We start from the raw sequence: 25903 nt of genomic DNA, 5'->3' as shown, positions 1-25903 counted from the left end.
AAAGATCGTCGATGGCCGCACTCGCTGTCCTGGGGGGCGGAGACCGGGATGCCTGGTGCGGACAGGCTCGCAGCGCTGGCACTATGCGTGTGGCTCCTGGAACAGCGGCGCCTGCGCGGGCGGGTACAGCACCGTGGCGTCGTCCTGGACGACGGCCCCGCGGGTGAGGCTGGCGGCATCGACGTGGCCCGGCCCCATGATGTGGAACACCGGCACGCCCCGGGCGATGAGGTAATCGGCGACGATGCGCCGGTGGCAGCGCCACCAGACGGCTTCCGAACACATGATGGCGCAGCGCTGCGCCTGCGCGCGCGTCAGCAGTGTTTCCAGCCCCTGGCGAAAGCCGTCCGTGAGGGCGTAGTCGGCGTAGTGGTGGAAGCTGTCGTTTTCCCAGAAACCGTTGACCTCGGGGGCAACGGTCTTCGATTTGCCTCGCAGGCCGCCCAGCGCTTCGATGTGTTCGTAGTCGATGTGATAGGCCGCCAGCGATTGCGGCAGCGCATCGCGGTTGAATTGCGGGTTCTTGCGCGAGCGCGGCACCGTGCGGATGTCGATCAGCCGCTGGATGCCCGCCTGCGCCAGCAGCTGGGCGAAAGCGGGGATATCGTGCGTGGAATGCCCGATGGTATAGATGGCTGGCAAGGTGGATGGCATGGCTGGGCGGCTTCGTGCGCCGCGCGGATTTAAAGTTTCGGCACTTCAAGAGTACGCTGCTCGTGTATAAGACTTCAAGGCTTCAAGACTTCAGGGATCACCGCATGGACAAGCTTCGACTCGACAAATGGCTGTGGGCCGCCCGCTTCTACAAGACCCGCAGCCTGGCTGCGCACGAGATTCAGGCAGGCCGGGTGCAGGTCAACGGCCAGGTGATCGCCAAGCCCGCGCGCGAGGTGGCGGTCGGCGACCGCATTCGCGTGCGCAAGACCGGGCTGGACATCGAAGTCGGTGTGCAAGCCCTGAGCGGAGCGCGCGGCCCGGCCTCGCAGGCCGCCTTGCTGTACCAGGAAACCCCCGAGAGCGTCAGCGCGCGCGAACGCGCCGCCGAACAGCGCCGCCTGGCGCCGGAACCGGCACAAGACCTGGCTGCGGGCCGCCCCACCAAGCGCGACCGGCGGCTGATCGATCAGATGCGTGGGCGGTAAGGTGCGCGGGCGGCCATGATTTCATGGTGCCCGGAACACCTCATTTGGGCAGGAATCGCCGTGTCAGATGCACCCAGTAGGCAGCGCCGGGGGCGATGTTGCGGTCGTTGAAATCGTAGCCCGGGTTGTGCACCATGCAGGCACCCAGCTGCTCGCCTTCGCCGTTGCCGATCAGCAGGTAGCTGCCCGGGCAGCGCTCCAGCATGTAGGCGAAGTCTTCGCTGCCGGTCAGCGCGGGCCCTTGCGCGGTCATGTCGTTCGCGCCCACAAGCTCGAGCGCCACCTGGCGCGCCAGCGTCGTTTCGGCCTGGCTGTTGATCAGTACGGCGTAGCCGCGCCGGTAATCCACCTGGGCACGCACACCGAAGCTTGCGGCCTGCGCGTGCGCCAGGGCCGTGATGCGTTGCTCGACCTCCTGGCGGATATCCGGGTCGAGCGTGCGCACGCTGAGTTCGAGCCGCGCGCTTTGCGGGATGACGTTGTTTGCCTGGCCCGCCTGCAGCACGCCTACCGTCACCACGGCGGTGGCCAGCGGATCGACGTTGCGTGAGACGACGGTCTGCAGCGCCATCACCAGACTGGCGGCGGCCACCACGGGGTCGGCCGCCTTGTGGGGCAGGGCGCCGTGCCCGCCCCGGCCCTCCAGCGTGATGTAGACCTTGTCCGATGAGGCCATCATCGGCCCGTTGCGGAACACCAGATGGCCCTGCGGCCAGCCGGGCATGTTGTGCATGGCGAAGATGGCGTCGCACGGGTATTTGTCGAACAGGCCGTCCCGGATCATGCGCATGGCGCCGCTGTCGTCCGTTCCGTATTCTTCGGCGGGCTGAAAAATCAGGTTGAGTGTGCCCGAGAACTCGTCTGACTGCGCCAGTGCCTGCGCCGCGCACAGCAGCATGGCCGTGTGCCCGTCGTGCCCGCAGGCGTGCATGACGCCAGGTGTGCGGCTGGCATACGCCAGGCCGGTGGCCTCTTCGATGGGCAGGGCGTCCATGTCGGCGCGCAGGCCCAGGCGGCGAGGGCTGTCGCCGCGGCGCAACTGGCCCACCACGCCCGTGCCGCCCAGGCCGCGCTCGACGGCATATCCCCAGCTTTCCAGGCGGTCCGCCACCAGCTGGCTGGTGCGCTGCTCCTGGAAAGCGAGTTCGGGTTGCCGGTGAATGTCCTGCCGCAGCTTCACGAAGGTGTCGGCGTATTGTTCCACCAGGGCCAGGGTGCCGGTGGGGGTGTCGATTGGATGCATGATGGGTTCCATGAACGGTCGGGCACGTGGCCCGGGGGCGGGAAAAATCAGTCGGCCAGCGCCTTGTCCTGCCCCGTCTCGGGCATGAGCAGCACGCCGACGATGGTGGCCAGGCTGGTGACGATCACGTACAGCGCCGGGGCCGCCGGGTTGCCGGTGACTTCAATGAACCAGGTCACCGCGAACTGCGCCGAGCCGCCGAAGATCGCCACCCCCACCGCATAGACGACAGACAGGCCCAGGGCGCGCACATGGCTGGGAAACAGCTCCGGGATTGCGACGATCGACGGCGCACCGCTCATGGCCGTCAAGCTGGCCAGCACCAGCGTGGTCAGCGCCAGGGTGCCCAGATTGGTGTGCTCGATCAGCAGCATGAAAGCCGGGTACGTCAGCACCAGCAACGCCACCCGGGGCCAGAGAATCAGCGGCTTGCGCCCATAGCGGTCGGACAGCCAGCCGCCCAGCAAGGCACCCAGCAGGGTCAGCAGGCCGTACGTGATGGTGGCCATCATGCCGAGCGTGGGCGAGAGCTTCAGGGTGGTGATGGCGTAGCTCGTCATGTACATCGCGACGTAGGTCGAGACGGTGCCGCCGATGACGATCAGGATGCCCAGGATGACGGCGCGTGCGTGGTCGCGCAGCCTGGGGGCCGCCACCGGTTGCGCGGCTGCGGCGCGGGTCGTGTCCAGTGATTCGGGCATGTGTCGGCGCATGTAGATGGCGACGAAAATCAGGACGGAACCCAGCAGAAAGGGCACGCGCCACCCCCAGACCAGCATCTGCTCGGCGGACAAGACCAGCGTCAGCGATACGCCGATCAGGCCGGCCGTCAGGGCGGCCAGCCCCTGGCTGGCCAGTTGCCAGCTGCCGTACAGGCCTCTTTTTCCGGGCGGGGCCACTTCGATCAGGTAAGACGTCGAAGGGCCGACCTCGCCGCCCAGGGCGAGGCCTTGAACAAGGCGGCACAGTACGACGATAACCGGGGCGGCCACCCCGATGCTGGCGTACGAGGGCGTCAGCGCCAGGCCCAGTGTGCCCACCACGATGAGGGCGATGGTCAGCAGCATGGCCGGCTTGCGCCCAGCGCGGTCGGCAAAGGCGCCGATCAGCACGCCGCCCAACGGGCGGGTGACGAAGCCCACACCAAAGACCGCCACGGACATGAGCAGACTCATGAAGGGAGAGGACGAGGGAAAGAACGTCTTCCCGATCAGCACGGCGAAAAACGCGTAGGTGGTGAAGTCGTAGAACTCGATGGCATTGCCCGCCACCGTGGCCGCGACGATGCGGCGCGTCGTCGTGTGTGGGCGGGCGGCATCCGTTACCAACGGGTTTCTGGGCAGGGTAGGGGCGGCGGCGATGGCGCCGCTGGCATGAGGGCTCATGGGTTTGTCTCCGGGCATGTTGTCGGCTGGGTGCTTGCGTTGTCGTTATTGGTTTCGATCTTAGGGATGACTGAGTAATTCGTCCAATGCATAATTATTGTTAATATGATGCAAATTACTCATCTAATAGTCCGATCGATGTGGCCGCTGCCGCATCGTCACGGGCACCCGACGCAATCATGAACCTGAGACAGCTGCAGCACTTGTTGGCGGTCGCCGATACCGGCTCTTTCAGCCAGGCGGCAGAGCGGCACTACATCAGCCAATCGGCACTGAGCCGCAGCATCCAGGCATTGGAAGAAGAACTGGGCGTGCGCCTGATCGATCGGGTGGGCAAGCGCAACGAACTCACGCCCTTTGGGCGTGCCGTGGCCGTGCGTGCGCAGCGCATGGTGCATGACGCGACCGAATTGCGCCGCAGCGCGCAGCTGCTGCGCGAGGGTCGGATGGGAGCCCTGCGGGTCGGCCTGGGTTCGGGCCCGAGCGCGATTTTGCTCCGCCCCTTTTTGCTTCACATGGCGCGTCATTATCCAGACGTCGAGGTCAGCCTCTCGCCCGGTTCGACCGAACTGCAAGTACCGCAATTGCGGCAAAGGGCCTTTGATGCTTTGGTGGTCGACATGCGTCGGGTGTCACCCAGCCCCGATCTGGTCATTGAAGACCTGGGTGGCATGCGGGCGGGATTCGCGTGCCGGGCGGGTCATCCCTTGCTGGCGCTGGGGCGGCCTGTGTCGTTTGTCGAGTTGCGGCGCTACCCTTTGGCCTCCACGCCGCTGAGCGACGAGGTGGCGCGCCACCTCATTGCCCGCTATGGGGCGGGCGCCGACCCCCAGAGCGCCGTCACGCTGCGCTGCGACGACATCGACGCCTTGCTGGACGTCGTGCAAAACAGCGACGCCGTGTTTCTCGGTATCCTGGCCGCCGTGGCGCCGCAGCAGCAGGCGGGCCGCCTGACCGAACTGCTTCTGTCCCCGGCCCTCGATTCCGTGGCGCGGTTTGCCTTCGTTACCCTGGCGGATCGAACCGAGGCCCCCGCTGTTGCCATCCTGCGCACATTCGTGACAGACGTGTTGCACGACTGAGGGCTGTACCCTGGCCGCCGCGCGCTTGAGGACGGATGCCTGGTGACTGTTTTCAAGGTCAGGTCAGGTGCGTTCAATAGGCTCAAGCTTAAGGCAAATACCCCAGACGACGCATGGACGCGAAGGCATCGCGGAACATGGCCCGTGTGTCGATGCACCCCTGAAAGCCGGCTTGCCGCAGCTTGATGGTGCTGACCAGGGCGGGCGGTATGGCGTGCTCGATTCCGTGGCCGAAGCAAAAGTCGGCGTAGTGGTGGGAATGGCCGACCAGTTGTCCGAGATCCGTGCATCGAAGCTGCCTGTGGTGCGCCAGCGTTTTCCAGGCACTGGCTTTTTCGGGAAACCAGCGCGCCAGGGCCTGCGGTTCTGGCGTGCCCGCGTCCACGCCGAGGCAATCGGCCAGCACGGGCCATATGCCGCGCCAGGTGAACAGGTCGCCATTGGTGATGTTGAAGATTTCATGTGCCGCCGTGGGCGCGTTGCTTGCCCACAGCAGCGCGTCGGCAATCAGCCGGGCGTCCACCGCTTCCAGCGGATAGTCGGGCCCGCCGGGGAAGGAAAATGGCAGGCCTTCCTGTTGCCGCAGCGCGGCGTAGGCCCCGATCACGGGGATCAGGTTCATGGCCGCGCCGATGACGTCGCCAAACACCACCTGCGGGCGAAAGATCGTGAATGCGGTGCCTTGCTTGGCGCAGGCGTCGCGGATGTAGTCTTCCTGCAGCCAATAGAAATTTGGATGTGGGTCTCGAGGCTGGTCTTCACGCGCCGGAACCGGGATGGGGTGGAGGTGCGCGCCGTACGCCTTGGTGCCCTGAAACAGCGAGATATGGGCCAGGCTGCCTGCCCGCAGCAGCGGGGCGACCAGGTTGCGCAGCATCTGCGCGTTGCTCTGCATCTGCTTCGGGTCGCGCCAACCGCGCTTCAGGTCGCTGCTTTCCTGCACGGCGCAGTACACCACGTGGGTGATGGCGGGAAGTGATTCGACGGCGGTGGCGCAGGCGCGCGGGTCGGTCAGATCCAGCGGCAAAAGCGTCACCTTTTCGGGACGGGACACGCGCGGAGCCCGCCTGGACAGCGCAATGATGTTCCAGTCGTCGCGCTCGAACCGGCTCAGGGCGGCCTGTCCGATGACGCCCGAGGCGCCCGCGATGAGGACGCGTTTGTCGTGCTGATGCATGCTGGCTCCGTGTGAGGGGCCGTCCTTGCGGCGGCGGTTTTCTGTGGTGTTTACGGCCTGACGAGCGTGACGCCCGTGACCTTCTGCAGGTCCGCGAAACTCATGTCCACCAGGATTTCCCTGACGACGACGCCCTGGGCGCAGATGTCCATGACGGCCAGGTCGGTGTAGATGCGGTTGACGCAGGCCATGCCGGTGATGGGATACGAGCATTCGGGAACGATCTTGCTGGCGCCTTTTTTGCTCAGGTGTTCCATCATGACGAAGACCTGTTTGGCGCCCAGGGCCAGATCCATGGCGCCGCCCACGGCGGGAATCGCATCGGGGGCGCCCGTGCTCCAGTTGGCCAGGTCGCCGCGCTGGGACACCTGGTAGGCGCCCAGCACGCAGATGTCCAGATGCCCGCCGCGGATCATCGCAAACGAATCGGCGTGGTGAAAGAACGCGCCGCCGGGCAGCAGCGTCACCGGCTGTTTGCCGGCGTTGATCAGGTCGGGGTCTTCTGCGCCGGGGTCGGGGGTGGGGCCCATGCCCAGGATGCCGTTCTCGCTGTGCAGGATGACCTCGCGGTCCGGAGGCAGGTAGTTGGCGACCCGGGTTGGCAGACCGATACCGAGGTTCACGAATGCGCCATCGGGGATGTCCTGCGCCACCCGTTGCGCCATTTGTTCACGCGTCAAGCCTTTCATGACTGTGTCTCCTCGCAAACCACCAGGCGCTGGACGAAGATGCTTGGGGTCACGATCTGTTCGGGGTCGAGAGAACCCAGTTCCGCCACCGCCCCGATCTGCGCGATGGTGCATGTCGCGGCCATGGCCATGATCGGCGCGAAGTTGCGCGCCGCTTTCCGGTAGACCAGGTTGCCCCAGCGATCGCCGCTGCGCGCCTTGATCAGCGCGTAGTCCGCGTGCAGCGCTCCTTCGAAGATATGGTGCTTGCCGTCGATCAGGCGTGTCTCCTTGCCTTGCGCAAGCGCTGTGCCGTAAGCGGTGGGGGTGAAGAAGCCGCCGATGCCGGCCCCGGCGGCGCGAATGCGTTCGGCCAGGGTGCCCTGCGGGGTCAGTTCGAGTTCGATCCGGCCGCTTCTGTAGAGTTCGTCGAACACGTAGGAATCGGCCTGCCGGGGGAACGAACAGATCATCTTGCGTACCCGGCCCGCCTTGAGCAGGGCGGCGAGCCCCGTTTCGCCGTTCCCGGCATTGTTGTTGACGACGGTCAGCTCGCGGGCGCCCTGATCCAGGAGGGCGTCGATCAGCTGCGACGGCATGCCCGCGTTGCCGAAGCCGCCGATCATGATGGTGGCGCCGTCGGCAATGCCCGAGACGGCTGCTTCGAGGGAAGTGCAGATTTTATCGATCATGAGTATTGACCAGTGGATTCCAGCCAGTGCGGGCGATGTGGCTGTTCAGTGGGCGGCCCAGCACCTGTTCGCACAGCGCGGAGGCTTCCAGCAGGCCGTCTTTGTCGATGCCGGTGGCGATGCCCATGCTCTCGAAGAGGCCCACCAGATCTTCGGTGCAGGCGTTGCCGGTGTAGCCGCCGCCGTATTTGACCTGGTGTGGGTGGCCGCCGACTCCCCCCAGGGCGCTGTCGAAGTAGCGCACGCCGGCTTCGTACGCCGCGACGTAGTTGAGCAGGGCCGTGCCGCGCGAGTCGTGGAAGTGGGCAATCGGGGTGGCGTCCGGCGCGACGCGCATCATGTCTCCGAACAGGTGCTTCGTCGTTTCGGGTGTCGCCATGCCGGTGGTATCGCCCAGGGTGATGTGGCGCACGCCCAGTGCCCGGAATCTGCGCACGTCGTCCAGCACCTGTTCGACGGCAACCCGCCCTTCGAACGGGCAGCCGAACGCCACGGAAATGGTGCCAATGATACGAAACCGGTCGGCGGCCAGTGCGACCATGGCTCGGATGTTGTCCCACTGCTGCGCGCGTGAGCGCTTGAGGTTCTTTTGCGAGTGCGATTCGCTGGCGGACACCAGCACGCTGATTTCGTTGGCGCCATAGCCCTTGTCCAGATCCGCCACCGCGCGCTGGACGGCCCGCAGGTTGGCGCAGGTAGCCTTGTAATACACCCCGCTTTTGCGTTGGATGCCGCGCAGCACGTCGCTCGCGTCCGCGAATTGCGCAATCACGGCGGGGTTGGAATAAGAGGTGGCCTCGATCCGGCCGAAACCAAGGGCCGACAGACGATCCACGAGCCGCACCTTGGTGGCGGTGTCCAGGATCGTCGGCTCGTGCTGCAGGCCGTCGCGGCAAAAACATTCACAAATGACGACCGGAGAACCGGTGGCTGACTGTCGTTCCATTCGAGTTCCTTTGCGTCCCGGCGCGTTATTGGTCGCGGGGAAATGTGCGCATCATCACGTTGGTGTCGCGGCCACATTCGAGCCCTTCCATCAGGTCGAGATCCATACAGCGGTAGAAAAGGCGCTTCGTGGCGGCGACGGCCTGTCTGGAATAGGCAGCCCATGTCCGGGCGACGTCCAGGGCGGCCCGCAGCACGCGTTCGTTGCCGTCGTGGCAGCTGTTCGCCAGCCCCCAGGCCGTCATTTCCCCGCCATCGAGCAGCCGACCCGTGGAGACGAGTTCGAATGCGCGCTTGGGGCCCAGCTGCCGTGTCAGGTTTGCCATGACGATGGCCGGGCAGATGCCGTGTTTCAGCTCCGGATAGCCGAATTTCGTGCCGGACTCGGCGATGACCGCGTCGCAGGCGATCGCCAGGCCGGCGCCGCCGCCCAAGGCGTTGCCGTGCACGGCGGCGACCACGGGCTTGCTCAGCGTGCTGAATATCCGGTGCACCTTCATGGTGAGATCCGCGCGGGCCAGGGCGCCCTCCTGATGTTCACCGAAGCCCCGGAATTCGGTGGTGTCGGCGCCTGCGCAAAACGAAGGCCCCGCGCCCGCCAGCACCACCGCGCGGCAGTCCGTGGCCTGGTTCGCCTCTTCCAAGGCCTGCAGCAGGGCCTGCGTCAGCGCCGTATTCAGCGCGTTGTGCTTGGTCGGCCGGTTCATCGTCAGAATCCAGACGGCGTCTTGCTGTTCGATCTTGAGTTCATCCATGTGCGTACCCCTTCGTGCGTGACGGGTTGAATGACCGGCGCGGACTCATGCTGGATCCAGAATGGCGAGTACATCGCCTTCGGAGACCTGGTCGCCCGCCTGCACGCAGACGTCGCGGACGTTTCCGTCAAACGGCGCCGTGTGCTGGTATTCGGTTTTCATGGCCTCTGTCGTCAGGATGAGGTCGCCGCTTTTGACCGCCGCCCCGCTTGCGACGGAGACGGACGCGACCTTGCAGCTGGAGGCGGCGCGTATCTGTCCGTCCGCCGCGGTGCCGTGGCCGCCCAGATAGGCTTCCAGCGTTTTGTCCGTGAATGCGTGGTTCTGGCCGTTCCAGCGGATGTGGATGTGGCTGTCCTCCAGCCAGAACCAGACCTTGAATTCGCCGTCGTTGACCGTGAGGCGGGCGCGGCAGTCGTCTTTGGCAAGAATGCCGATGCGGTATGCGCGGCCGTCCAGCACCACGTCGTAGCGCCCCGCGCTCGTCCACGTCACCTGGGCTTCGGTCGTGATGTCGCGCGCCTTGTCGAACAGTTTGAGCGGCACTGGCAGGGTGCGTGGCACCCTTGCCTGGCCCGGCTGATGGCAGCGCAGGGCGGCCGCGATGGCCAGCGGCTCGTGCGCGGCCATCAGGGGCTGGAGCAAGGCGTCGGCGTGTTCGGCAATGAAGCCGGTGCTGACTCCGCCGTTCAACCAGGCCGGGTGGCTCAGGCAGCTTGCAAGCAAGGGCAGATTGGTTTTCAGGCCAAAGATGACCGTCTCGCCAAGCGCATGCAGCATGCGCATTTGCGCCGCGTGGCGGTCGGGGCCGTGCGTGACGATCTTGGCGAACATCGAATCGTAGTAGGGCGAGATGGTGTCGCCCGACCGAATGGCGCTTTCGACCCTGGCCTGGCGCGGCGCATGCCAGAACGCGGCCCGGCCGCTTTGGGGCATGAAATCGTGATCGCAGTCTTCCGCGCACAGCCGCACTTCGATGGCGTGGCCCGTGAGCCGGACGTCGTCCTGGCGCAGGGCCAGTTCGTGCCCCTGGGCCACCAGGATCTGCTGTTCCACCAGGTCGAGGCCGGTGATTTCCTCCGTGATGCAGTGTTCCACCTGCAGCCGGGTGTTCATTTCCATGAAATAGAACGAACCATCCGTATCCAGCAGGAATTCCAGGGTGCCCACCCCTTCGTATCCGATGGCGCGCACGGCGTCCACCGCGGCCTGGCCCATGGCTTGGCGTGTCGCGGGATTCAGCCCGGGCGCTGGCGCTTCTTCGATGATCTTCTGGTGCCGACGTTGCACCGAGCAGTCGCGCTCGCCCAGGTGGATGGCGTTGCCGTGGCGGTCGGCCAGTATCTGTATTTCGATGTGGCGCGGGTGCCGCAGGGCACGCTCCAGCAGGACATGGCTGCTGCCAAACGATGCGAGGGCCTCCGACTGGGCGGACGACAGGGCGTTGCGAAATTGCTCGCTCGATTCGACCAGGCGCATGCCGCGCCCGCCGCCGCCCGCCGTGGCCTTGATCATGACGGGATAGCCGATGCGGTCGGCCTCGGCCTGCAGGTCATCGGCCTTCTGGCTTTTGCCGTCGTATCCCGGAATGCAGGGGACGCCGGCGTCGCGCATCAACTGCTTGGCGCGGGCTTTGTCGCCCATCGATCCGATCACCTCGGGCGAGGGGCCGATGAAGACGAGGCCGTGTTCGACGCACGCCGCGGCGAACGCCTCGTTTTCGGCCAGGAACCCGTAACCGGGGTGGACGGCGTCGGTGCCGCTGTGCTGTGCCGCCTCGATGATCTTCTGGATGTTCAAGTACGAGGCCGAGGGTTCGGGCGCGCCGATGCAGATGGCCTCGTCGGCTTGCTCGACGTGGCTGGCGCCGTTGTCGATGGAGGAATAGACCGCCACGGTCGTCAGGCCCATGCGGCGTGCCGTCCGGATGACGCGCAGGGCGATCTCCGAACGATTGGCGATCAGGATTTTTCTGAATGGTGTGGGTGTAGGCATAAGGCGGGACGCGGAATGTGGGGGACGATGAACCATCAGGGATGAGGCACTGCAAATGAAAGCGGGTGCGTGACGCGCGCTTGCGCGGCACGGCACATGTGCAGCGCCTGCGCCAGGATGGCCCGCGTGTCGCGGGGGTCGATCACGCCGTCGTCGAGCAAGCGGGCGCTGGTGGCGAAGACGTCGGCCTGCCTTTCAAAATTGCCGACGATCTTGTCGCGCTGTGCGCCGAGCTGCGCTTCGTCCACAGGTTTTTTTCGGCGTGCGGACTTGGCGCGCGTGACGGTCTCCATGGTGTTGGCCGCCTGTTCCGAGCCCATGACCGCGCACCGTGCGTTGGGCCAGGAAAAGCAGAATCTGGGCGAGAACGCCCGGCCGCACATCGCGTAGTGGCCGGCTCCAAACGAGGCACCGCAAAACAGCGTGATCTGCGGCACACTGGCGCTGGCCACCGCCTGGATCATCATCGAGCCGTGCGTGATGCTGCCCGATTGCTCATAGCTGCGGCCCACCATGAATCCAGTCGTGTTGTTCAGGTAGATCAGGGGGGTGCCGGATTGGCAGCAGGCCTGGATGAAGTGGGCCGCTTTCGCGGCGCCCGCGGGGTCGATGGGGCCGTTGTTGGTGATGATGCCCACGGCGATGCCATCGATGCGGGCCTTGCCGCACAGCGTCTCGCGCCCGTATTGGGGGGAAAAATCCTGGAAGTCCGAATCATCGACGATGCGGGCAATCACCTCGCGCATGTCCACGGCGCGGTTGCTGTCTATGGGCATGATGCCCATGAGGTCTTCGGCGTCGTAGCGCGGTGGGCGACGCGGGCCGGATGGGGGGGGCGTCTGTTGATCCCAGTCCAGCAGCGCGACCACCTCGCGCGCAATGCGGATGGCATCGCGGTCGTCGTGGGCCAGGTAGTCTCCAAGCCCCGACACCGAACAGTGCATCCTGGCGCCGCCCAGCTCTTCTTCGGTGGCGTCTTCCCCGGTGGCCGCCTTGAGCAGGGCGGGGCCCGCCAGGAAGGCCTTGGCGTGGCCATCGACCATGATGACGTAGTCGGACAGGCCGATCTGGTAGGCGCCGCCGGCGGTTGCCGAGCCGTGCGCCACGGTGATGACAGGAATACCGGCGGCGGACAGCCGGGCCAGGTTGCGGTATTTCTGCCCGCCGAGCACGAAGTTTTCCACCTTGTAGTTCATCAGGTTGCCGCCGCCGCTTTCGATCAGCTGCACGAAGGGCAGTTTGTTTTCCAGGGCGATTTCCTGCACGCGCAGCAGCTTTTCCAGGCCCATGGGCTGAAAGGCGCCCGCCTCGATGCCGGCGTCGGACGCGCAAATCATGCAGCGGGTGCCCGCGACGCTACCGATGCCCGCGATCAGCCCACCGCCCGCTATTTCCCGTCCCTGCCGGTCGGGCGCCTTGAACCCATAGCCTGCCAGCGAGGCCAGTTCCAGAAAGTCGCTGTCCTGATCCAGCAGCAGCCCGACGCGCTCCACCGGCAGCAGTTGCCCGCGAGACTCGAAGCGCGGGCGCGAGCTTTCGGATGCCTGCCGGGTGTTGGTTTCGATGTGGCGTACGCGATCCAGCAGGGCCTGCATGGCCTGCCGGTTGTTCTGAAACGCTTCGGACGTACGGCGCAAACGGGATTCAATGACAGCCATGGATGTTCTCTTACTTGGATACGGGAAATGGGGCGGAGTGGTCGTTTTCATGGAGGCCACCGGCACTGTTGCCGGATAGGGCCGGGGTCACCGGCGCAATCGGAACAGGCCGTGCGGGCGCAGCATCAGGACGAGCACCAGCACCGAGAAGGCGGTGACCGTCTGCCATTCACCCGACAGGAACAGGCCGCTGAGCTGTTCGGCCAGCCCCAGCAGCAGGCCTCCCAGCACCGTGCCGCGCAGACTGCCCACGCCGCCGAGAAACGTCGCGGTAAAGCCCGCCAGAACGGGGATCAGCCCCATCTCCAGCGATGCGGTGTGGCTCAGGGCCAGCAGATAGCCAGCCACGCCGACCATGGCTGAACCGATGACGAAGACCTTCACGTAGACGGCTTCAGCCGACACCCCCACCGATGCGGATAGGTATGGATTGGTCGCCACGGCGCGGATGGCATGGCCCGTGCGCGAGCGGTTCAGCCAGACGAACAAGGCGCCAATCAGGGCCACGCTGGCGGCCAGCCAGAGAAGCTCGTTCAACGTGACGCTGATGGGGCCAAACTGGAAAGCCTGCGCGGATGAACCGTTCACGGGAATCTGGTTTGCGCCCCAAATGAGCTGCATAGTGTATTTGCCCGCTTCGAGCAGGCCCAGGCTGGCCAGAAAGATGTTCAGCTGCGTGGCGTGGAACCGCCTGAGCGGGCGATACACCGTCACTTCGCTGAATGCCCCGAACGCGCCCCCGACCGCTGCGGCGACGATGAACCCGGTCCAGAGCGGCGCCCCGAAGTCGTTGACGACCGTGATGGCCAGGTAGGCGGCCAGGATGAGCGTCAGCACGTGGGCGAAGTGGAACACTTTTGATGTTGCGTAGATCAGCCCCCAGCTGACGCCCACCAGCGCATACAGGCAGCCGGTCAGCAGGCCGTGAACGAACAATTGCCAGAAAAGGTCCATGGGTTCCTCGGGGTGTTACAAAGGCTCAGCAAGCCGGTTGAACGCGTGAAAGGGAGATCACGGCTTGACCATGACGAACTTGCCGTCGTCGATGTGCGCGATCGGCACCGCCTGGCCGTTGCGCACCTGGAAGACCCCCACGGGCTTGGTCACCGAGCCATCCTTGTGCAGCTGCAGCTTGCCGCCGTATACGCTGTCGAACTGGTAGTTCTGCGCGATCAGCTTTTCCATCTGACTGTTGAGCGCGCCGATTTTGGTCGGGTCTTCACCGGCGGCGATGGTTTTTTGAATCAGGGGGGCGAGCACGTCCTTGACGATCTCGTAGTAGTTCGCGTCGTAGTAGTCCGGCACCTCGCCATAGGCTGTCTTGAATGCCTTCACGAACGATTGGGTGGACGGATTGTCGGCATCGGCGTCGAAGCTGTCGAAGACGGCGGTGTAGCCATCCATCGTGTTCCCGGCAATCTTCAATTCATTGCTCAGGAGCTCCAGCCCCACGATCTTTGCGGAGATGTCGCGTTCTTTGGCCTGCTTGACGATGTGCCCGACGTCCGCGCCCCAGGAACCCAGGATGATGGCATCGGGGGCCGCCGCCTTCACACGGGAAAGCGGCACGCTGAAGTCGGTCGAGCCCAGCTTGTAGGGTTCTTCATCGATGATCTCGCAGCCCAGCGCCTGGCAGGCCTTCTTGACCGCTTCGTTGGTTTCGACACCCGACGAATCGGTGTAATAGACCGTGGCGATTTTCTTGGCCCCCAGCTTTTCCACCGCCCACTGGACGGCCAGGGGGGCTAATTGGCTGGCAACCATGCGCGTGTTGTACAGGTTTTTCTTGTTGATCAGGTTGGATGCCGTGCCACCCCCGTTGAACAGCAGGACGTCTTGTTGCGCCGCCAGCGGTTGTATGGCCAGGGTGATGCCGCCATAAGAACTGAGGACGACCGGTGTCTTGTCGATGCTGACCAGCTTGCGCATGGCGCTGTTGGCCGCGCGCGCGTCGCCGCTTTTATGGTCTTCGATGTGCAGCGCCAGCTTGTAGCCCTTGAGTTCGCCGCTGTCGTTGATCTGGTCGATCGCCAGTTTTTCGCTGCGGCTCATCACCTTGCCGTAGTAGGCGCCAGAGCCGGTCATGGCCAGCACGGTGCCGATGGGGATGGTCTTGTCGCCCTGCGCGGACGCCGTCGGCGCGCTCAGGATGATCGACGCGCCCATCAGTGTGCTTACAGATGCCGAGAGTAGAGTTCGACGGAATGTCATGTTTGTCTCCTTGGTGGTTGTCATCAGCGGCATGGCTCATGCCGTATTCACGAAAATGAGGTATCGGGTGAGACCCCGTCCGTGCTTCACGAGCTTTCTGCGCCGCCGTCGGCTGGCTTGCCGGCCACCAGCGCGCGCAGTTGCTTCTTTTGAACCTTGCCGCTGTCGGTCAGTGGCATGTCTTCGCGGAAAACGATGCGCCTGGGCAGCTTGTACGAAGCCAGGCGGCCGCTTAGCGAGCGCAGGATGTCGTCGGCCTTGAGCTCGACGCCGTTCACGGGTTTGATGACAGCAAGCGGCACTTCGCCGTACACGTCGTCCTCGACGGGGATGACCGCGGCGATGGCCACGCCGCGCACTTGGTGCAGCAGGTCTTCCACTTCCAGGGCCGACACGTTTTCACCGCCAACGCGGATGATGTCTTTGGATCGGCCCGCGAACTCGAAGTAGCCGTCCGGCCTTCTGCGCACCAGGTCGCCCGTGTACAGCCAGCCGTCGCGCAAGGCCTTGGCGGTTTCTTCGGCGTTTTTGTAGTAGCCCAGCATGAGGCTGTAGCCGCACAGCACCAGTTCGCCGATGTCGCCGTCCTTGACCGGCTTGCCGGTTTCGGGGTCGCATACCCGGGCCCTCATCCAGGGGTGCGGCGTGCCCGCCGTATCGAGGCGGTGCTCGGGGGTTTCCAGGTGGTGCGAAATCAGCACGTTGGGGGCTGCTTCGGAAATGCCGTAGACGCCGATGATGCCGGGCATGCCGACTTCATCCGCAATGCGGTGCAGCACGGAGCGGGACCCCGTGGCCCAGCCGGTGCGCACCGAGCGCACCCGCTTGCGGTCGAAGTCTGGCGCGTCGAGCAGCCGCAGAAACAGGGTTTCAATGCCGTTGTAGATCGTGCACTGGTTGGACTCGATGGTATCGAGCACCTCGGCGGGGTTGAAATACGATACGGAATAGGCCGTGGCGCCGTAGAGCACGGAAAGCACCACGTGCATCGTCAGGCCGCCCGAATGAGCGAACGGGCCGGCGCTGAATACCCTGTCGTCTTCCGTGGCGCCAAACGCCTGGCCGACCAGCAGCGCGTTGGTGGTGATCGCGGCGTGGCTGAGCATCACGCCTTTGGGCAATGACGTGGTGCCGGACGTATAGATGAGGACGGCCAGCGAAGATTCGTCAATCGGCCCGAGGCGGGTTGCGTCCGCCTGGGTCGCCGACAGCCAGGCGTGCGCCGCCACGCTGCCGTCTGGCCGCTCGCGCCCCCACCAGACGATGGCATCGCACTTCGGGCATCCGTCCCGCAGCGCTGCCGTCAGGACGGCGGAGTCGCGCTGGTAGAGCGGGCCCGTCATCAGCACGCTGGTGTCGGATTGGTCGATCTGGTAGACCAGCTCGGGCGTCGTGAGCCTGGTATTGAGCAGGACGGCGGCCTTGCCCGCCAGCGCCGCCCCGAACAGGCAGACGACCCAGTCGATCGAGTTCGGCAGCAGGATGCCGACGTGCTTGCCGGGATGCCCAGCCAGGCGCAGGGCGACGCGCGTTGCCCTGTCGAACAGTTCCTGGTAGGTGATGGCACCCTCGCCGTGGATCGAAAAGGCGGTCTTGTCTGGTGACCAGCGCGCGGCCCGAGCGAGGATGTCTGCGAGCGTGAGTTTCATAGCGGGTGCTCCGAATCTGCGGTGTGCATGGATGTCTCGTGCGTGGTTTCGGCGTGACTTAGAAAAGGTTCCAAAGCTCGTCGTGTGACGACAGCTGTCCGCCCGGGCGTTCGGCGATCAGGCGGCCCGCCCGCAGCACGTGGACGCGGTTGGCGACGGAAAACGCCTTTTTGACGTTCTGCTCGACCAGCAGCACGGTCATGCCGAAGCGTTGTGCCATGTCCTGCAGCAGTTCCATCGCCTGATCGACCAGGCTTGGGGCCAGTCCGAGAGAGGGCTCGTCGAGCAGCAGCATCTTTGGCCTGGCGATCATCACCATGCCAAGGCTCAAGATGCGCTGCTGCCCGCCGCTGAGCGTGCCAGCCCTTTGCTTGCCGCGCTCTTTCAAGATGGGCAGGAAGTCGAAGCATTCCGACAGGCGCTCGTCGAAGTCGTCCTGGCCGCGCAACGTGTATCCCGACAGTGCCAGGTTTTCCTGGACGGACAGGTCGCCAAAGACGAACTGCTCTTGCGGGATATAGGTCAGGTGATGCTGCACGCGTTCGGGCATGGACCAGCGCTCGATGGTGGCGCCGCCCATGGAAATGCTGCCGCGTACCGGACTCAGGTGGCCGAACACGGTGCGCAGCAGGGTCGTTTTGCCCGCGCCGTTGTGCCCGATCAGCGAGGTGATTTCCCCTTTGTTGATGGTCAGGGACACGTCGAACAAGACCTGCTTCTTGCCGTATCCGGCATCGACGTTCGACAGAACTAAAAATGGCTCGCTCATGGTGGCGCCTCAGTCCGTGATGGCTTCCTGGCCGAAGTAGATGTCGGCCAGCTCGGTGTTGCGCATGATTTCGTCGGGCGTGCCTTGCGTGACGATGTTGCCTACGTTCATGAAATAGACGACGTCGGCCAGTTCGCGCACCACGTTCAGGTTGTGTTCGACCAGGCAGACCGCCTTGCCCGATTGCGCCAGCGCGCGGATGATCTCGATCATTTTTGCGGCCCAGACCGCATCCACCCCGGCGGCGGGTTCGTCGAACAGCAGAATGTCGGCACCCGTGGCCACCAGGCGGGCAATGGCCAGCAGCTTTTGCTCGCCGTAGCTGAGGTCGCCCGCCGATTCGCGCGCCTTGTCGCTCAGCCCCACCTGTTCCAGCAGCGCCATGGCCTGGTTGCGGTTGTGCTGTTCGTGCCGACGCACGCGGGAGGGCTGGAAGAAGAGCCTGAACAGGCTTTCGCTGTATGGGTCGGGCAGAGCGACCAGCACGTTGTCGATGACCGATATGTTTTCGAAGATCCTGACGTCCTGGAAAGAACGGCCGATGCCCTCGGATACCCGCTGCCAGGCCGGCATGGCCGTGATGTCGTGGCCGCGCACGGCAATGCAGCCGCTGTCTGGACGCAGCACGCCGGCAAGCAGGTTGAAGATCGTGGTTTTTCCGGCGCCGTTTGGCCCGATCAGTGCCGTGACCATGCCGGGTTTCAACACCAGGTTGACGTCCTTGGCCGTCACGACCCCGCCAAACCGTTTGTTCAGGTCGCTGGCTTCGAGGGTGGCCGGTGCCCGGGCCGTCACCGACTGGCTGGCGGCCGTGGCGTCAGTGCCGCTATTGACATTGACCCGGTTTGCGCGCTGCAAGGCGTGTGGCGCGCGATATTTTTGGGTGAAGGCCTTTTCCGGGATGATCCCCTGGGGCCGGAAGCGTGTGAACAGGATCAGCAACAACCCGAAGATGATGCCGCGCGAGGCGCTGACGGTATCGGCGCTGCCTACGTTGAAAAAGGTCAGCAGCTCTGGCAGCCCCAGGATGAGCACGGCGCCGGCGAGGGTGCCGTACAGGTTGGCCGCGCCGCCCAATGCCACCAGCGCGATCACCATGATGGATGTGTCGAGGTTGAAGCTGAGCGGATCGATGAACCCTTGGGCCCCGGCGAACAGCGCGCCGGCCACGCCAGCGATGATGCCCGATACTCCGAAGATGATGACCTTCAGCATGACAATGTTCTTGCCCGCCGCGATGGCCGCGGATTCGTTTTCCCGCATGGCCTTGAGCGCTCGCCCGAAGGATGAGCTGGTGATTTTGTGGGCGGCAAAGAACACCGCCGCGGTCATGACCAACAGCAAGGGCAGCAGCTGCATCGGGTTGAACAGGGTGAGGCTGCCAATGCCGATGGGGGGAATGCCCGGTATGCCCGATGGCCCGCCCGTGACCGAAAGCCATGCGTTCATGATGCCCGAGACGATCATCTGCAAGGCCAGGGTCAGCAAGATCAGGTATTCATCGCGCACGCGCAGCGCGGGGAATGCGGTGATCGCCGCAAAAAGCCCCGCCAGGACGATGGCGATGAGCGCCGCGGGCACGAAGCCCACGCCCAGGCTGGCCGAGAGCAGCGCCACGGCGTAGGCGGCGATGCCGAAGTAGACGGCATGCGCCATGGAAACCATCCCGGCAAAGCCGAGCACCAGGTTCAGGCTTATTCCCAATATGGAATAAATCAGAATGATGTTGATGACGTTGGCCCAGTAGTTCATGTCGCGGATCCATTCTTTTGAACAAGCCTTGGCGCAGGCGGGGAGGCGATCTAGCGCGCGGGTTCGGGGGCGAGGGCCACCATGACCGCTGATTCGCCTGACTGGACGATTTCTTCTTTTTGATTGATCAGGTCGAAGTGGCGGCCGATGATGCCGTGGCGGCCGTTGGATGCCAGGCGTTTTTCAGTAATCCGGATGCGTACGTGGATGGTGTCGTCGATGAAAATCGGCTTGAGGAAGCGCCAGCCGTCGAGGCTGAGCATGGCCACTGCGCTGCCCTCGAAGATGTTGATGCGGGACATGAGCCCCATGCAGTGGGATACGCCCAGAAGCCCGTGCGCCAGGCGCTGGCCGAAACGCGATTTGGCCGCAAATACGGCATCTGTGTGAATGGGGTTGACGTCGCCCGTCCAGGCCGAAAATGTGGCGACGTCGGCTTCCGTGATGGTGCGCGCGGGTGTCGTGAATTCTTGACCGACGTCGAACTCGTCGAAATACATGACCATGGTTTTGTCTCCTGGGTGCGGCAGTTGGGCTTGATAGCCGTTTATCTCTTGTGATTTTTTTCAGTCTAGCATAATACTGACGGTAATCGTCAAAAAATATTTTCAAGCCAGGGTTAAACTTGCGCAGAGATTATGGAGATGGTGTATGACAAGAAGCGTCGGCCGCCCGCGGGACGAGACCCTGGAGCAAAGGGTGTTCGATGCGGCCTGCTCCCTGTATGCGAAGCGCGGCTGGTCGGGCTTCAATTTCGACGAAGTGGCACGGCGTTCGCGGGTTGGCAAGGGGTCGCTTTACCTGCGCTGGCACGACAAGGCCCACATGCTCATCGAACTCGTGCGGTCGCGGGCGTGTTTCATCTCCGGCATCGATACGGGCAATGTGCGTTCCGACCTCATCGAATTCGCCCATCGCTGGCACGCGCACATGGAAACCGATGACGGCGTGCTCATCTACCGGCTGATGGTGGACGCCCGCTTTTATCCCGACCTGCGCAACGCGCTGTATCAAGAGCCTTACCCCGAATACGTCAGAAGCACGCGCCTGATCATCCGCCGCGGCATCGAGCGGGGCGAACTGCCGCAAGGCACGTCGGTGGCGCTGGTGGCTGACCTTGTCGCCGGCGCCGTTTCAAATCATGTGCGCAATACGCCCGAGCACCTGCGCGAACAATTCGCCAGCAAGCTCGATGGATACATTGAAAGCATCGTCGATACCGTCTTGCGAGGGGTGCAGGCCACGACGCCCAGCTGCAACGCCTGATCCCGCCAATAGTCAGAGTGGGGCGTGGCGGCTGCGGTCTCTATGTGTTTGTGATGCGTATTGACATCTTTGGGCTGCCAAATGGCGTGGTCATCGGCTTGGTGAAGTAGCACCTGGAGCCCAGATCAGCACCTTATCCGGCGCGACCGCCTGTTTGAACGGTTCACTGGCAGCGGCCCAGTCTACGATGTCCACCTTCCAGGGAAGATCCGACGTACTGAACTCGTCTGCGAGCGCGGCTCGTGTATCGAGCGTCAGCGCCTGTGGGCTGATGATGGCGAGGTCGAGGTCGGAATAGGGCTTGGCCGTGTGCCTGGCCCGAGAGCCGAAGGCCCAGACTTCACCTGTCGGCACGTGTCTGGCCAGAATGTCCCGGATGATCGCCCACTGACTGGGCGTGACGTCGATATTGGGGATGGGGCCGGTCATGCCTGCCTGGCTTTGAGCTGGTCTCGCAGGTAGCGTGCTTCCCGCAGGAACGCGGGGATATGTTGCACGACTTCGAGCGCGATTTTTTCGTCGTAGGTATGACTGGTTTTTCCGCGCATCTCGCGGTAAGTGCGCCAGCGGGGCCAGTCACCCAGCAGCAGCCCCTGTTCGTTGCCGGTGCGAATCAGGTCCTGGAATGCCATGCCGTCAAACACGGAGGGGCTTGCCGAGCTCATTTCCAGGTAGCGCTTGAGCATCTTGTGGCTGATTTCGTAGCTGAATTCAAAGCGCTGAATCAGGCCATCGCGGATTTGGCCGTCGCTGGTGTCTTGTTCGTAGCGGGCAATGCCTTCCGCCAGCCTTTGCAGCGCCTTATCGAGCGAAGTCAGGTCTAGTGATAGTGCTGCCATGTGCTTCTACCCTGTAGCTGAAGAAACAAAAAACGCTACCGGTAAGGGTAGCGTCAATTGCTTGGTGCTGCTGAAGTTTCTTGGCTCCCCGACCAGGGCTCGAACCTGGGACCTGCGGATTAACAGTCCGTCGCTCTACCGACTGAGCTATCGGGGAATTGCGAAGAAGCAGAACTATAGCACGATTTTTTTACCGTGTGCAAGTGGCCAGCAAAACTTTTGGCAGCGGGCCAAATTTTCTCGCCTGCTGTGGCCTCTGGTGCGCTGGCGGCGCCGCTCCGGTTGGTTCAGATGCCGCCAGCAGGGTGCTGCTTAGTGCGCTGCCGCCGCCGCGGCGCCGCCACCGTGGTTGGCCGTTTTCGGGCGGGCCAGCCAGATGAAGCCGATCAGCGCCAGGAAGATGATCGCCGAGGCCCAGAAGAAGTCTGTGGCGGACATCGTGTAGGCCTGCTGGTTGATGACCCGATCCAGCATGGCGGCGCCATGCAGCGGGTCGATCCCCAGGTTCTGCAGGCCGCTCATGACGTGGTCGAACGCCGGCTCGCCGGGGCGGGCCACTTCGGTCAGGCGCGCGTGGTGCAGGATGGCCCGGTCGTCCCAGACCGTGGTGGTGATCGAGGTGCCGAAGGCCCCGCACACCAGGCGCACGAAGTTGGTCAGCCCGGCGGCGGCCGGGATGCGGTCGGGCCGCAGGCCAGCCAGCGAGATCATCGTCAGCGGGATGAAGAACGTCGCCATGGCCGCCCCCTGGATGAAGGTGGGCAGCATCACGCCGAACAGATCGACGTCGGTGTTGTACTGCGCCCGCATCCAGCTGATGAGCGAGAACACTAGAAAGGCAAACGTGGCGATGATGCGCGGGTCGTGGCGCGCCAGCAGCTTGCCAGCGATGGGCGACATGATGATGGCCAGGATGCCCACCGGCGCCGCCGCCACGCCGGCCCAGGTGGCCGTGTAGCCCATGGTGTTCTGCAGCCACAGGGGCAACAGCACCACGGTGCCGAAGAACAGGCCATAGGCGATCGACAGCGCCACCGTGCCCGAGGTGAAATTGCGCTCTTTGAAGAGCGACAGATCGACGACGGGGTGCGCGGCGGTCAGTTCCCAGATAATGAAATACACCAGCGTGATCACCGACACCACGGCCAGGATGCAGATGAGGGGGCTGGCGAACCAGTCGAGATCCTTGCCCTTGTCGAGCATGACCTGCAGGGCGCCTACCCAGACGACCAGCAGGAACAGCCCCATGCGGTCGATGGGCAGGTGGATGCGCTTGGATTCGCGCGCCCTGTACACCTGCCACGAGCCCCAGGCCGCCAGCAGCCCGATGGGCACGTTGATGTAGAAAATCCACGACCAGGCGTAGTTGTCGGATATCCAGCCGCCCAGCAGCGGCCCGGCGATGGGGCCGACGAGAATGGTCATCGACCACAGGGCCAGTGCCATGCCGGCCTTGGCCCTGGGGTAGCTCGCCAGCATCAGCGACTGCGACAGGGGGATCATCGGCCCGGCGACGGCCCCTTGCAGCACGCGGAAAAACACCAGCGATTCGAACGACCAGGCAAAGCCGCACAGCCAGGACGTCAGCACGAACAGCAACGTCGCCAGCACGAACAGGCGCACCTGGCCGAAACGCTGGGTCAGCCACCCCGTAAGCGGCACGGTGATGGCGTTGGCCACGGCAAATGAGGTGATCACCCAGGTGCCCTGGGTGGTGCTCACGCCCAGGTCGCCGGCGATCGTCGGAATGGAGACGTTGGCGATCGAGGAGTCCAGCACGTTCATGAAGACGGCGGCGGACAGCGCGATCGTGCCGAAGGCGCGCGCCGCGCCTTCGAGCGGCGGGTGGCCCGCTTCTGGCGGCGCCGGGGGCGGAGCTGCGGGGCGCGCGGCTTCGTCCGTCAGGGTGGCGGTGCTCATGAGGCCAGGTTTTCCTGAATGATGCGGTTGATGAGCTGATCGACTTCAGCCGGATTGTGGTCGTACACCGGCGTGCTGAGCACGGGCTCGGCGGCCTGGACGGCGCTGGCGGTCGGGGCGCCTTGCGCGGGCGTGGTGGACAGATCGACGTCCACCGTCATCGAAAGCCCGACGCGCAAGGGGTGCGCCTGCAGTTCTTTGGCATCGAGCGCGATGCGCACCGGCACGCGTTGGATCACCTTGATCCAGTTGCCGCTGGCGTTTTGCGCGGGCAGCAGGGCAAAGGCGCTGCCGCTGCCGGCCGACACGCCGATCACGGTGCCGTGGTAGATGACGCTGCTGCCGTAGAGGTCGGACACCAGGGTGACTTTCTGTCCCGGTTTCATGTCATGCAGCTGGTTTTCCTTGAAGTTGGCTTCCACCCACAGCGAATTGAGCGGCACGATGGTCATGAGCGGGGTGCCCGGCTGGATGCGCTGGCCCAGTTGCACGGAGCGCTGGGCGACCATGCCGGCCACGGGCGCGAGCACCTGGGTGCGTTCCTGGGCCAGCCAGGCCTGGCGCACATGGTCGGCGGCCTGCAGCACGTCGGGGTGGCTCGCCACGGTACTGCCCTGGGTCAGGGCCTGGTTGGTTTCCAGCTTGGCCTTGGCGGCTGCCAGGCCCGCGCGTGCCTGGGCCAGGCTGGCCTGGGCGGATTTCACGGCCACCTGGGCATGCAGCAGTTCTTCGCCGCTCACGCCGCCCGAGCCGCGCAGGGCGTTGCGCCGCTGCAGGTCGTTTTGCGCCTTGTGCAGCTGGGTGTCGGCCTGTTCGACATTGGCCTGGCCCACGGCCACGTCGGCGGCCAGGGCGTCGTTTTGCACGAACAGGGTTTGCGTGTGGCGCACCGTTTGCGCCAGCGCGGCCTGTGCCTGCGCCAGCGCGATGCGCGTGTCGCTGCCGTCCAGGGTGACCAGGTGGCTGCCTTGCTGGATGGTCTGCGTGTCGTCCGCCCCGATGGTGACGACCGTGCCGGGGATCTGCGCGCTGACGGAGACCAGGTTGCCGTGTACGTAGGCGTCGTCGGTGGACTCGTAGTGTGAGGCGAAGATGAGCCACCAGGCGCCGTAGGCCAGGGCGATCAGAATGAAGATGCCGGTCGCAATCAAGAGCAGGCGTTTGCGAGCGGGCTTGGAAGAAGAACTGGTTGCGGTCATGATGCGGTGGGCTTATTTATTTGTTGGAAGTTGAAGTGGATTGGCTTGCCGAGGCGTCCTGGACGGCATCCGGCTCGGCGTAGCCGCCGCCCAGGGCGGTGGCCAGCTGCACGTCCAGGATGTAGGCGCGTGCGTGCAGGTCGGTGGTTTGTACGGTCTGTTTGAGGGCTTCGCTTTGCGCCAGCAGCACCTGCACGAAGTTGCCCAGGCCCGCCTTGTAGCGGTCGAGGGCCACGTCGTAGGCCGAGGTGATGGCCTTGAGGCTGGCTTCCTGGTGGCGGATCTGTTCGTGCAGCGAGCGGATCGAAGCGCTCGCATCGGCCACCTCGCGAATCGCCCCGAGCACGGTCTGGTTGTACTGCGCGATGGCTTCGTCGCGTGCCGCGCGGCGGCCCTCGAGCTGGGCGTTCAGCGCCCCGGCGTGGAAGATGGGCAGCGTGATGACGGGGCCCGCACCGTAGTTTTCGCTGCTGCCGCGCACCAGCTGATCCATGCCCAGCGAGAGATAGCCGAAGGTGGCCGAGAGGTCGATGTTGGGCAGGAAATCAGCCTTGGCGGCCGAGACTTCGGCCCCGGCGGCCTGGGCCTGCAGGCGGGCCGCCGTGATGTCGGCGCGGCGCCCCAGCAAGGCCATGGGCATGTGCTCGGGCACGCCGACCGGCAGCGCCTGTCCGGCGCGCGGCTGCGGCGCGGGCAGTTGCTCGGGGGCCTTGCCCAGCAGGGCGGCCAGCTGGTGCTGCAGCAGTTGGACGTTGTTGTGCGCCTGGCTCAGCTGCACCTGGGCGGAAGAGACGGCCGAGTCGGCCTGATCGACGTCCACCTGGATGCCCAGGCCGTTCTTGTAGCGGTCGCGGGTGATGTTCAGCGCTTCTTGCAGCTTGCCGACGATGGCGCCGATGGCCGAGACCTGCGCCTGTGCGTCCTGCAGCTGGAAGTAGGCCTGCGCCACGGCGGAGACCAGCAAGGTGCGGGCCTGCTGTTGCGCCGCGTCGGCCGCAGCGGCGCGCTGTCGGGCGGCCTGCGCCAGGGCGCGGTTCTTGCCCCAGAGATCGAGGTTGAAGTCCAGCTGCACGCCCAGCCCGGTGTCGGTCTGGTACGAGCCGCCCAGGGGGGGCGGGTAGATGTAGGTTTCGGTGAGGCGTTCGCGGGTCAGATGGTAGTTGGCGTTCACCTGTGGCCATTGCACGGCGCGCGCGCCCTGCAGGGCCGCGCGGGCCATGCGCACGCGCGCGGCGGCGGCGTCCAGCGAGGGGTTGGCCCGCAGCGCCTGTTCGATGAGGCTGTCCAGCTGCGGGTCTTGATAGCGCGCCCACCAGTTCGCCTGGGGCCAGCGGATGGCCTGGTGGGTGTCCAGGTTCAGCTGCGCGCCGGTGAGGGGCTGAGTGGCGGGGGCGCCTGGCCGGATGGGGGCGCAGGCCGACAGGGAAAGAACCAATGCCAGAGGGATGAGTGGTTTCATGCTGACAGGAAGCTGAAAATAGTTGATTGAGTCTGTATCTGACTAGGCAATTATAAAACGATCGTTAGAGATCAAGCGATGTGCGTGGATCGCGTCC

24 protein-coding genes and 1 tRNA gene are annotated in these 25903 nt (G+C 64.7%); 3 read left to right on the top strand and 22 right to left on the bottom strand.

All coding sequences use genetic code 11. The annotated features are described in order from the left end of the window. Positions 1–81: 81 nt before the first annotated feature. Positions 82–654, bottom strand: a complete 573-nt coding sequence (locus CCA01S_RS04065) for a DUF488 domain-containing protein (protein WP_066454451.1) — start codon at positions 652–654, stop codon at positions 82–84. 104 nt (positions 655–758) lie between these two features. Between CCA01S_RS04065 and CCA01S_RS04060 the strand changes: the two genes are divergently transcribed. Beyond that, positions 759–1142 (top strand): RNA-binding S4 domain-containing protein, encoded by a 384-nt coding sequence (locus tag CCA01S_RS04060; RefSeq protein WP_066454448.1) that lies wholly within the window; start codon positions 759–761, stop codon positions 1140–1142. A gap of 40 nt (positions 1143–1182) precedes the next feature. On the opposite strand, the gene CCA01S_RS04055 is transcribed toward CCA01S_RS04060, so the two are convergent. Both CCA01S_RS04055 and CCA01S_RS04050 read right to left on the bottom strand, forming a co-directional pair. Further along, the gene (locus CCA01S_RS04055; protein WP_066454601.1) at positions 1183–2385 is read right to left on the bottom strand and encodes a M20 aminoacylase family protein; all 1203 of its coding nucleotides are present in this window, start codon (positions 2383–2385) and stop codon (positions 1183–1185) included. A gap of 47 nt (positions 2386–2432) precedes the next feature. After that, positions 2433–3770, bottom strand: coding sequence for an MFS transporter (locus CCA01S_RS04050; protein ID WP_084386459.1), 1338 nt, complete (start codon positions 3768–3770; stop codon positions 2433–2435). A gap of 179 nt (positions 3771–3949) precedes the next feature. Here CCA01S_RS04050 and CCA01S_RS04045 point away from each other — a divergent pair, with 179 nt between their 5' ends. Beyond that, the gene (locus tag CCA01S_RS04045; RefSeq protein ID WP_066454445.1) at positions 3950–4852 is read left to right on the top strand and encodes a LysR family transcriptional regulator; all 903 of its coding nucleotides are present in this window, start codon (positions 3950–3952) and stop codon (positions 4850–4852) included. An 88-nt stretch (positions 4853–4940) separates the two neighbouring features. On the opposite strand, the gene CCA01S_RS04040 is transcribed toward CCA01S_RS04045, so the two are convergent. The 13 genes from CCA01S_RS04040 to CCA01S_RS03980 form a co-directional block, all read right to left on the bottom strand. Then, positions 4941–6029, bottom strand: coding sequence for an NAD-dependent epimerase/dehydratase family protein (locus CCA01S_RS04040; protein WP_066454440.1), 1089 nt, complete (start codon positions 6027–6029; stop codon positions 4941–4943). 50 nt (positions 6030–6079) lie between these two features. Further along, the gene (locus CCA01S_RS04035; RefSeq protein WP_066454437.1) at positions 6080–6718 is read right to left on the bottom strand and encodes a 3-oxoacid CoA-transferase subunit B; all 639 of its coding nucleotides are present in this window, start codon (positions 6716–6718) and stop codon (positions 6080–6082) included. Then, the gene (locus CCA01S_RS04030) at positions 6715–7389 is read right to left on the bottom strand and encodes a 3-oxoacid CoA-transferase subunit A (protein WP_066454434.1); all 675 of its coding nucleotides are present in this window, start codon (positions 7387–7389) and stop codon (positions 6715–6717) included. The genes CCA01S_RS04035 and CCA01S_RS04030 overlap by 4 nt, the downstream gene beginning before the upstream one ends. Next, the gene (locus tag CCA01S_RS04025) at positions 7379–8335 is read right to left on the bottom strand and encodes a hydroxymethylglutaryl-CoA lyase (RefSeq protein ID WP_066454431.1); all 957 of its coding nucleotides are present in this window, start codon (positions 8333–8335) and stop codon (positions 7379–7381) included. The genes CCA01S_RS04030 and CCA01S_RS04025 overlap by 11 nt, the downstream gene beginning before the upstream one ends. A gap of 25 nt (positions 8336–8360) precedes the next feature. After that, complete coding sequence (locus CCA01S_RS04020) at positions 8361–9089, bottom strand: enoyl-CoA hydratase/isomerase family protein (protein WP_066454429.1); 729 nt, start codon at positions 9087–9089, stop codon at positions 8361–8363. Between the two features lie 45 nt (positions 9090–9134). Further along, a complete protein-coding gene (locus CCA01S_RS04015) occupies positions 9135–11084 on the bottom strand; it encodes an acetyl-CoA carboxylase biotin carboxylase subunit (protein ID WP_066454426.1) in 1950 nt (649 codons plus the stop codon). 35 nt (positions 11085–11119) lie between these two features. Next, a complete protein-coding gene (locus CCA01S_RS04010) occupies positions 11120–12742 on the bottom strand; it encodes an acyl-CoA carboxylase subunit beta (protein ID WP_066454424.1) in 1623 nt (540 codons plus the stop codon). Positions 12743–12829: 87 nt separating this feature from the next. Continuing rightward, positions 12830–13696, bottom strand: a complete 867-nt coding sequence (locus CCA01S_RS04005) for a branched-chain amino acid ABC transporter permease (RefSeq protein WP_066454422.1) — start codon at positions 13694–13696, stop codon at positions 12830–12832. Positions 13697–13753: 57 nt separating this feature from the next. Next, a complete protein-coding gene (locus CCA01S_RS04000; RefSeq protein WP_180984186.1) occupies positions 13754–14953 on the bottom strand; it encodes an ABC transporter substrate-binding protein in 1200 nt (399 codons plus the stop codon). An 86-nt stretch (positions 14954–15039) separates the two neighbouring features. Further along, a complete protein-coding gene (locus CCA01S_RS03995; protein ID WP_066454416.1) occupies positions 15040–16602 on the bottom strand; it encodes a class I adenylate-forming enzyme family protein in 1563 nt (520 codons plus the stop codon). A 58-nt stretch (positions 16603–16660) separates the two neighbouring features. Continuing rightward, positions 16661–17371, bottom strand: coding sequence for an ABC transporter ATP-binding protein (locus CCA01S_RS03990; RefSeq protein ID WP_066454413.1), 711 nt, complete (start codon positions 17369–17371; stop codon positions 16661–16663). Between the two features lie 9 nt (positions 17372–17380). Beyond that, positions 17381–19123, bottom strand: a complete 1743-nt coding sequence (locus tag CCA01S_RS03985; RefSeq protein WP_066454410.1) for a branched-chain amino acid ABC transporter ATP-binding protein/permease — start codon at positions 19121–19123, stop codon at positions 17381–17383. Between the two features lie 50 nt (positions 19124–19173). Beyond that, positions 19174–19629: a MaoC/PaaZ C-terminal domain-containing protein gene (locus CCA01S_RS03980; RefSeq protein WP_066454407.1), complete on the bottom strand. Its 456-nt coding sequence runs from the start codon at positions 19627–19629 to the stop codon at positions 19174–19176. A gap of 145 nt (positions 19630–19774) precedes the next feature. Here CCA01S_RS03980 and CCA01S_RS03975 point away from each other — a divergent pair, with 145 nt between their 5' ends. Continuing rightward, a complete protein-coding gene (locus tag CCA01S_RS03975) occupies positions 19775–20389 on the top strand; it encodes a TetR/AcrR family transcriptional regulator (protein ID WP_084386456.1) in 615 nt (204 codons plus the stop codon). A 90-nt stretch (positions 20390–20479) separates the two neighbouring features. Here CCA01S_RS03975 and CCA01S_RS03970 read toward each other — a convergent pair whose 3' ends face one another. The 6 genes from CCA01S_RS03970 to CCA01S_RS03945 all read right to left on the bottom strand — a co-directional run bounded on the left by CCA01S_RS03970 (position 20480) and on the right by CCA01S_RS03945 (position 25806). After that, positions 20480–20818 carry a nucleotidyltransferase family protein gene (locus CCA01S_RS03970; RefSeq protein ID WP_066454402.1) on the bottom strand — a complete coding sequence of 113 codons (339 nt, stop codon included), beginning with the start codon at positions 20816–20818 and terminating at the stop codon, positions 20480–20482. Continuing rightward, positions 20815–21228 (bottom strand): nucleotidyltransferase substrate binding protein, encoded by a 414-nt coding sequence (locus tag CCA01S_RS03965; protein WP_066454400.1) that lies wholly within the window; start codon positions 21226–21228, stop codon positions 20815–20817. The genes CCA01S_RS03970 and CCA01S_RS03965 overlap by 4 nt, the downstream gene beginning before the upstream one ends. Before the next feature lie 81 nt (positions 21229–21309). Next, positions 21310–21385 (bottom strand) — tRNA-Asn (locus CCA01S_RS03960). Positions 21386–21540: 155 nt separating this feature from the next. Further along, positions 21541–23148: a DHA2 family efflux MFS transporter permease subunit gene (locus tag CCA01S_RS03955; RefSeq protein WP_084386454.1), complete on the bottom strand. Its 1608-nt coding sequence runs from the start codon at positions 23146–23148 to the stop codon at positions 21541–21543. Then, a complete protein-coding gene (locus tag CCA01S_RS03950; RefSeq protein WP_066454398.1) occupies positions 23145–24347 on the bottom strand; it encodes an HlyD family secretion protein in 1203 nt (400 codons plus the stop codon). The genes CCA01S_RS03955 and CCA01S_RS03950 overlap by 4 nt, the downstream gene beginning before the upstream one ends. Before the next feature lie 16 nt (positions 24348–24363). Then, entirely contained in the window at positions 24364–25806 is a 1443-nt protein-coding gene (locus CCA01S_RS03945) for an efflux transporter outer membrane subunit (RefSeq protein ID WP_066454392.1), read from the bottom strand. Positions 25807–25903: the final 97 nt, after the last annotated feature.

Origin of the sequence: Castellaniella caeni NBRC 101664, assembly GCF_001592225.1 — a bacterium.
In the GTDB taxonomy this organism is placed as follows: Bacteria; Pseudomonadota; Gammaproteobacteria; order Burkholderiales; family Burkholderiaceae_B; genus Castellaniella; species Castellaniella caeni.
This window is presented reverse-complemented; position numbering and strand designations above follow the sequence as displayed.

What these genes read in the sequence shown, in the direction of transcription:
- CCA01S_RS04065 (WP_066454451.1), bottom strand. Translation starts at nt 654, where the DNA reads ATGCCATCCACCTTGCCAGCCATCTATACCATCGGGCATTCCACGCAC.
- CCA01S_RS04060 (WP_066454448.1), top strand. Translation starts at nt 759, where the DNA reads ATGGACAAGCTTCGACTCGACAAATGGCTGTGGGCCGCCCGCTTCTAC.
- CCA01S_RS04055 (WP_066454601.1), bottom strand. Translation starts at nt 2,385, where the DNA reads ATGCATCCAATCGACACCCCCACCGGCACCCTGGCCCTGGTGGAACAA.
- CCA01S_RS04050 (WP_084386459.1), bottom strand. Translation starts at nt 3,770, where the DNA reads ATGAGCCCTCATGCCAGCGGCGCCATCGCCGCCGCCCCTACCCTGCCC.
- CCA01S_RS04045 (WP_066454445.1), top strand. Translation starts at nt 3,950, where the DNA reads ATGAACCTGAGACAGCTGCAGCACTTGTTGGCGGTCGCCGATACCGGC.
- CCA01S_RS04040 (WP_066454440.1), bottom strand. Translation starts at nt 6,029, where the DNA reads ATGCATCAGCACGACAAACGCGTCCTCATCGCGGGCGCCTCGGGCGTC.
- CCA01S_RS04035 (WP_066454437.1), bottom strand. Translation starts at nt 6,718, where the DNA reads ATGAAAGGCTTGACGCGTGAACAAATGGCGCAACGGGTGGCGCAGGAC.
- CCA01S_RS04030 (WP_066454434.1), bottom strand. Translation starts at nt 7,389, where the DNA reads ATGATCGATAAAATCTGCACTTCCCTCGAAGCAGCCGTCTCGGGCATT.
- CCA01S_RS04025 (WP_066454431.1), bottom strand. Translation starts at nt 8,335, where the DNA reads ATGGAACGACAGTCAGCCACCGGTTCTCCGGTCGTCATTTGTGAATGT.
- CCA01S_RS04020 (WP_066454429.1), bottom strand. Translation starts at nt 9,089, where the DNA reads ATGGATGAACTCAAGATCGAACAGCAAGACGCCGTCTGGATTCTGACG.
- CCA01S_RS04015 (WP_066454426.1), bottom strand. Translation starts at nt 11,084, where the DNA reads ATGCCTACACCCACACCATTCAGAAAAATCCTGATCGCCAATCGTTCG.
- CCA01S_RS04010 (WP_066454424.1), bottom strand. Translation starts at nt 12,742, where the DNA reads ATGGCTGTCATTGAATCCCGTTTGCGCCGTACGTCCGAAGCGTTTCAG.
- CCA01S_RS04005 (WP_066454422.1), bottom strand. Translation starts at nt 13,696, where the DNA reads ATGGACCTTTTCTGGCAATTGTTCGTTCACGGCCTGCTGACCGGCTGC.
- CCA01S_RS04000 (WP_180984186.1), bottom strand. Translation starts at nt 14,953, where the DNA reads ATGACATTCCGTCGAACTCTACTCTCGGCATCTGTAAGCACACTGATG.
- CCA01S_RS03995 (WP_066454416.1), bottom strand. Translation starts at nt 16,602, where the DNA reads ATGAAACTCACGCTCGCAGACATCCTCGCTCGGGCCGCGCGCTGGTCA.
- CCA01S_RS03990 (WP_066454413.1), bottom strand. Translation starts at nt 17,371, where the DNA reads ATGAGCGAGCCATTTTTAGTTCTGTCGAACGTCGATGCCGGATACGGC.
- CCA01S_RS03985 (WP_066454410.1), bottom strand. Translation starts at nt 19,123, where the DNA reads ATGAACTACTGGGCCAACGTCATCAACATCATTCTGATTTATTCCATA.
- CCA01S_RS03980 (WP_066454407.1), bottom strand. Translation starts at nt 19,629, where the DNA reads ATGGTCATGTATTTCGACGAGTTCGACGTCGGTCAAGAATTCACGACA.
- CCA01S_RS03975 (WP_084386456.1), top strand. Translation starts at nt 19,775, where the DNA reads ATGACAAGAAGCGTCGGCCGCCCGCGGGACGAGACCCTGGAGCAAAGG.
- CCA01S_RS03970 (WP_066454402.1), bottom strand. Translation starts at nt 20,818, where the DNA reads ATGACCGGCCCCATCCCCAATATCGACGTCACGCCCAGTCAGTGGGCG.
- CCA01S_RS03965 (WP_066454400.1), bottom strand. Translation starts at nt 21,228, where the DNA reads ATGGCAGCACTATCACTAGACCTGACTTCGCTCGATAAGGCGCTGCAA.
- CCA01S_RS03955 (WP_084386454.1), bottom strand. Translation starts at nt 23,148, where the DNA reads ATGAGCACCGCCACCCTGACGGACGAAGCCGCGCGCCCCGCAGCTCCG.
- CCA01S_RS03950 (WP_066454398.1), bottom strand. Translation starts at nt 24,347, where the DNA reads ATGACCGCAACCAGTTCTTCTTCCAAGCCCGCTCGCAAACGCCTGCTC.
- CCA01S_RS03945 (WP_066454392.1), bottom strand. Translation starts at nt 25,806, where the DNA reads ATGAAACCACTCATCCCTCTGGCATTGGTTCTTTCCCTGTCGGCCTGC.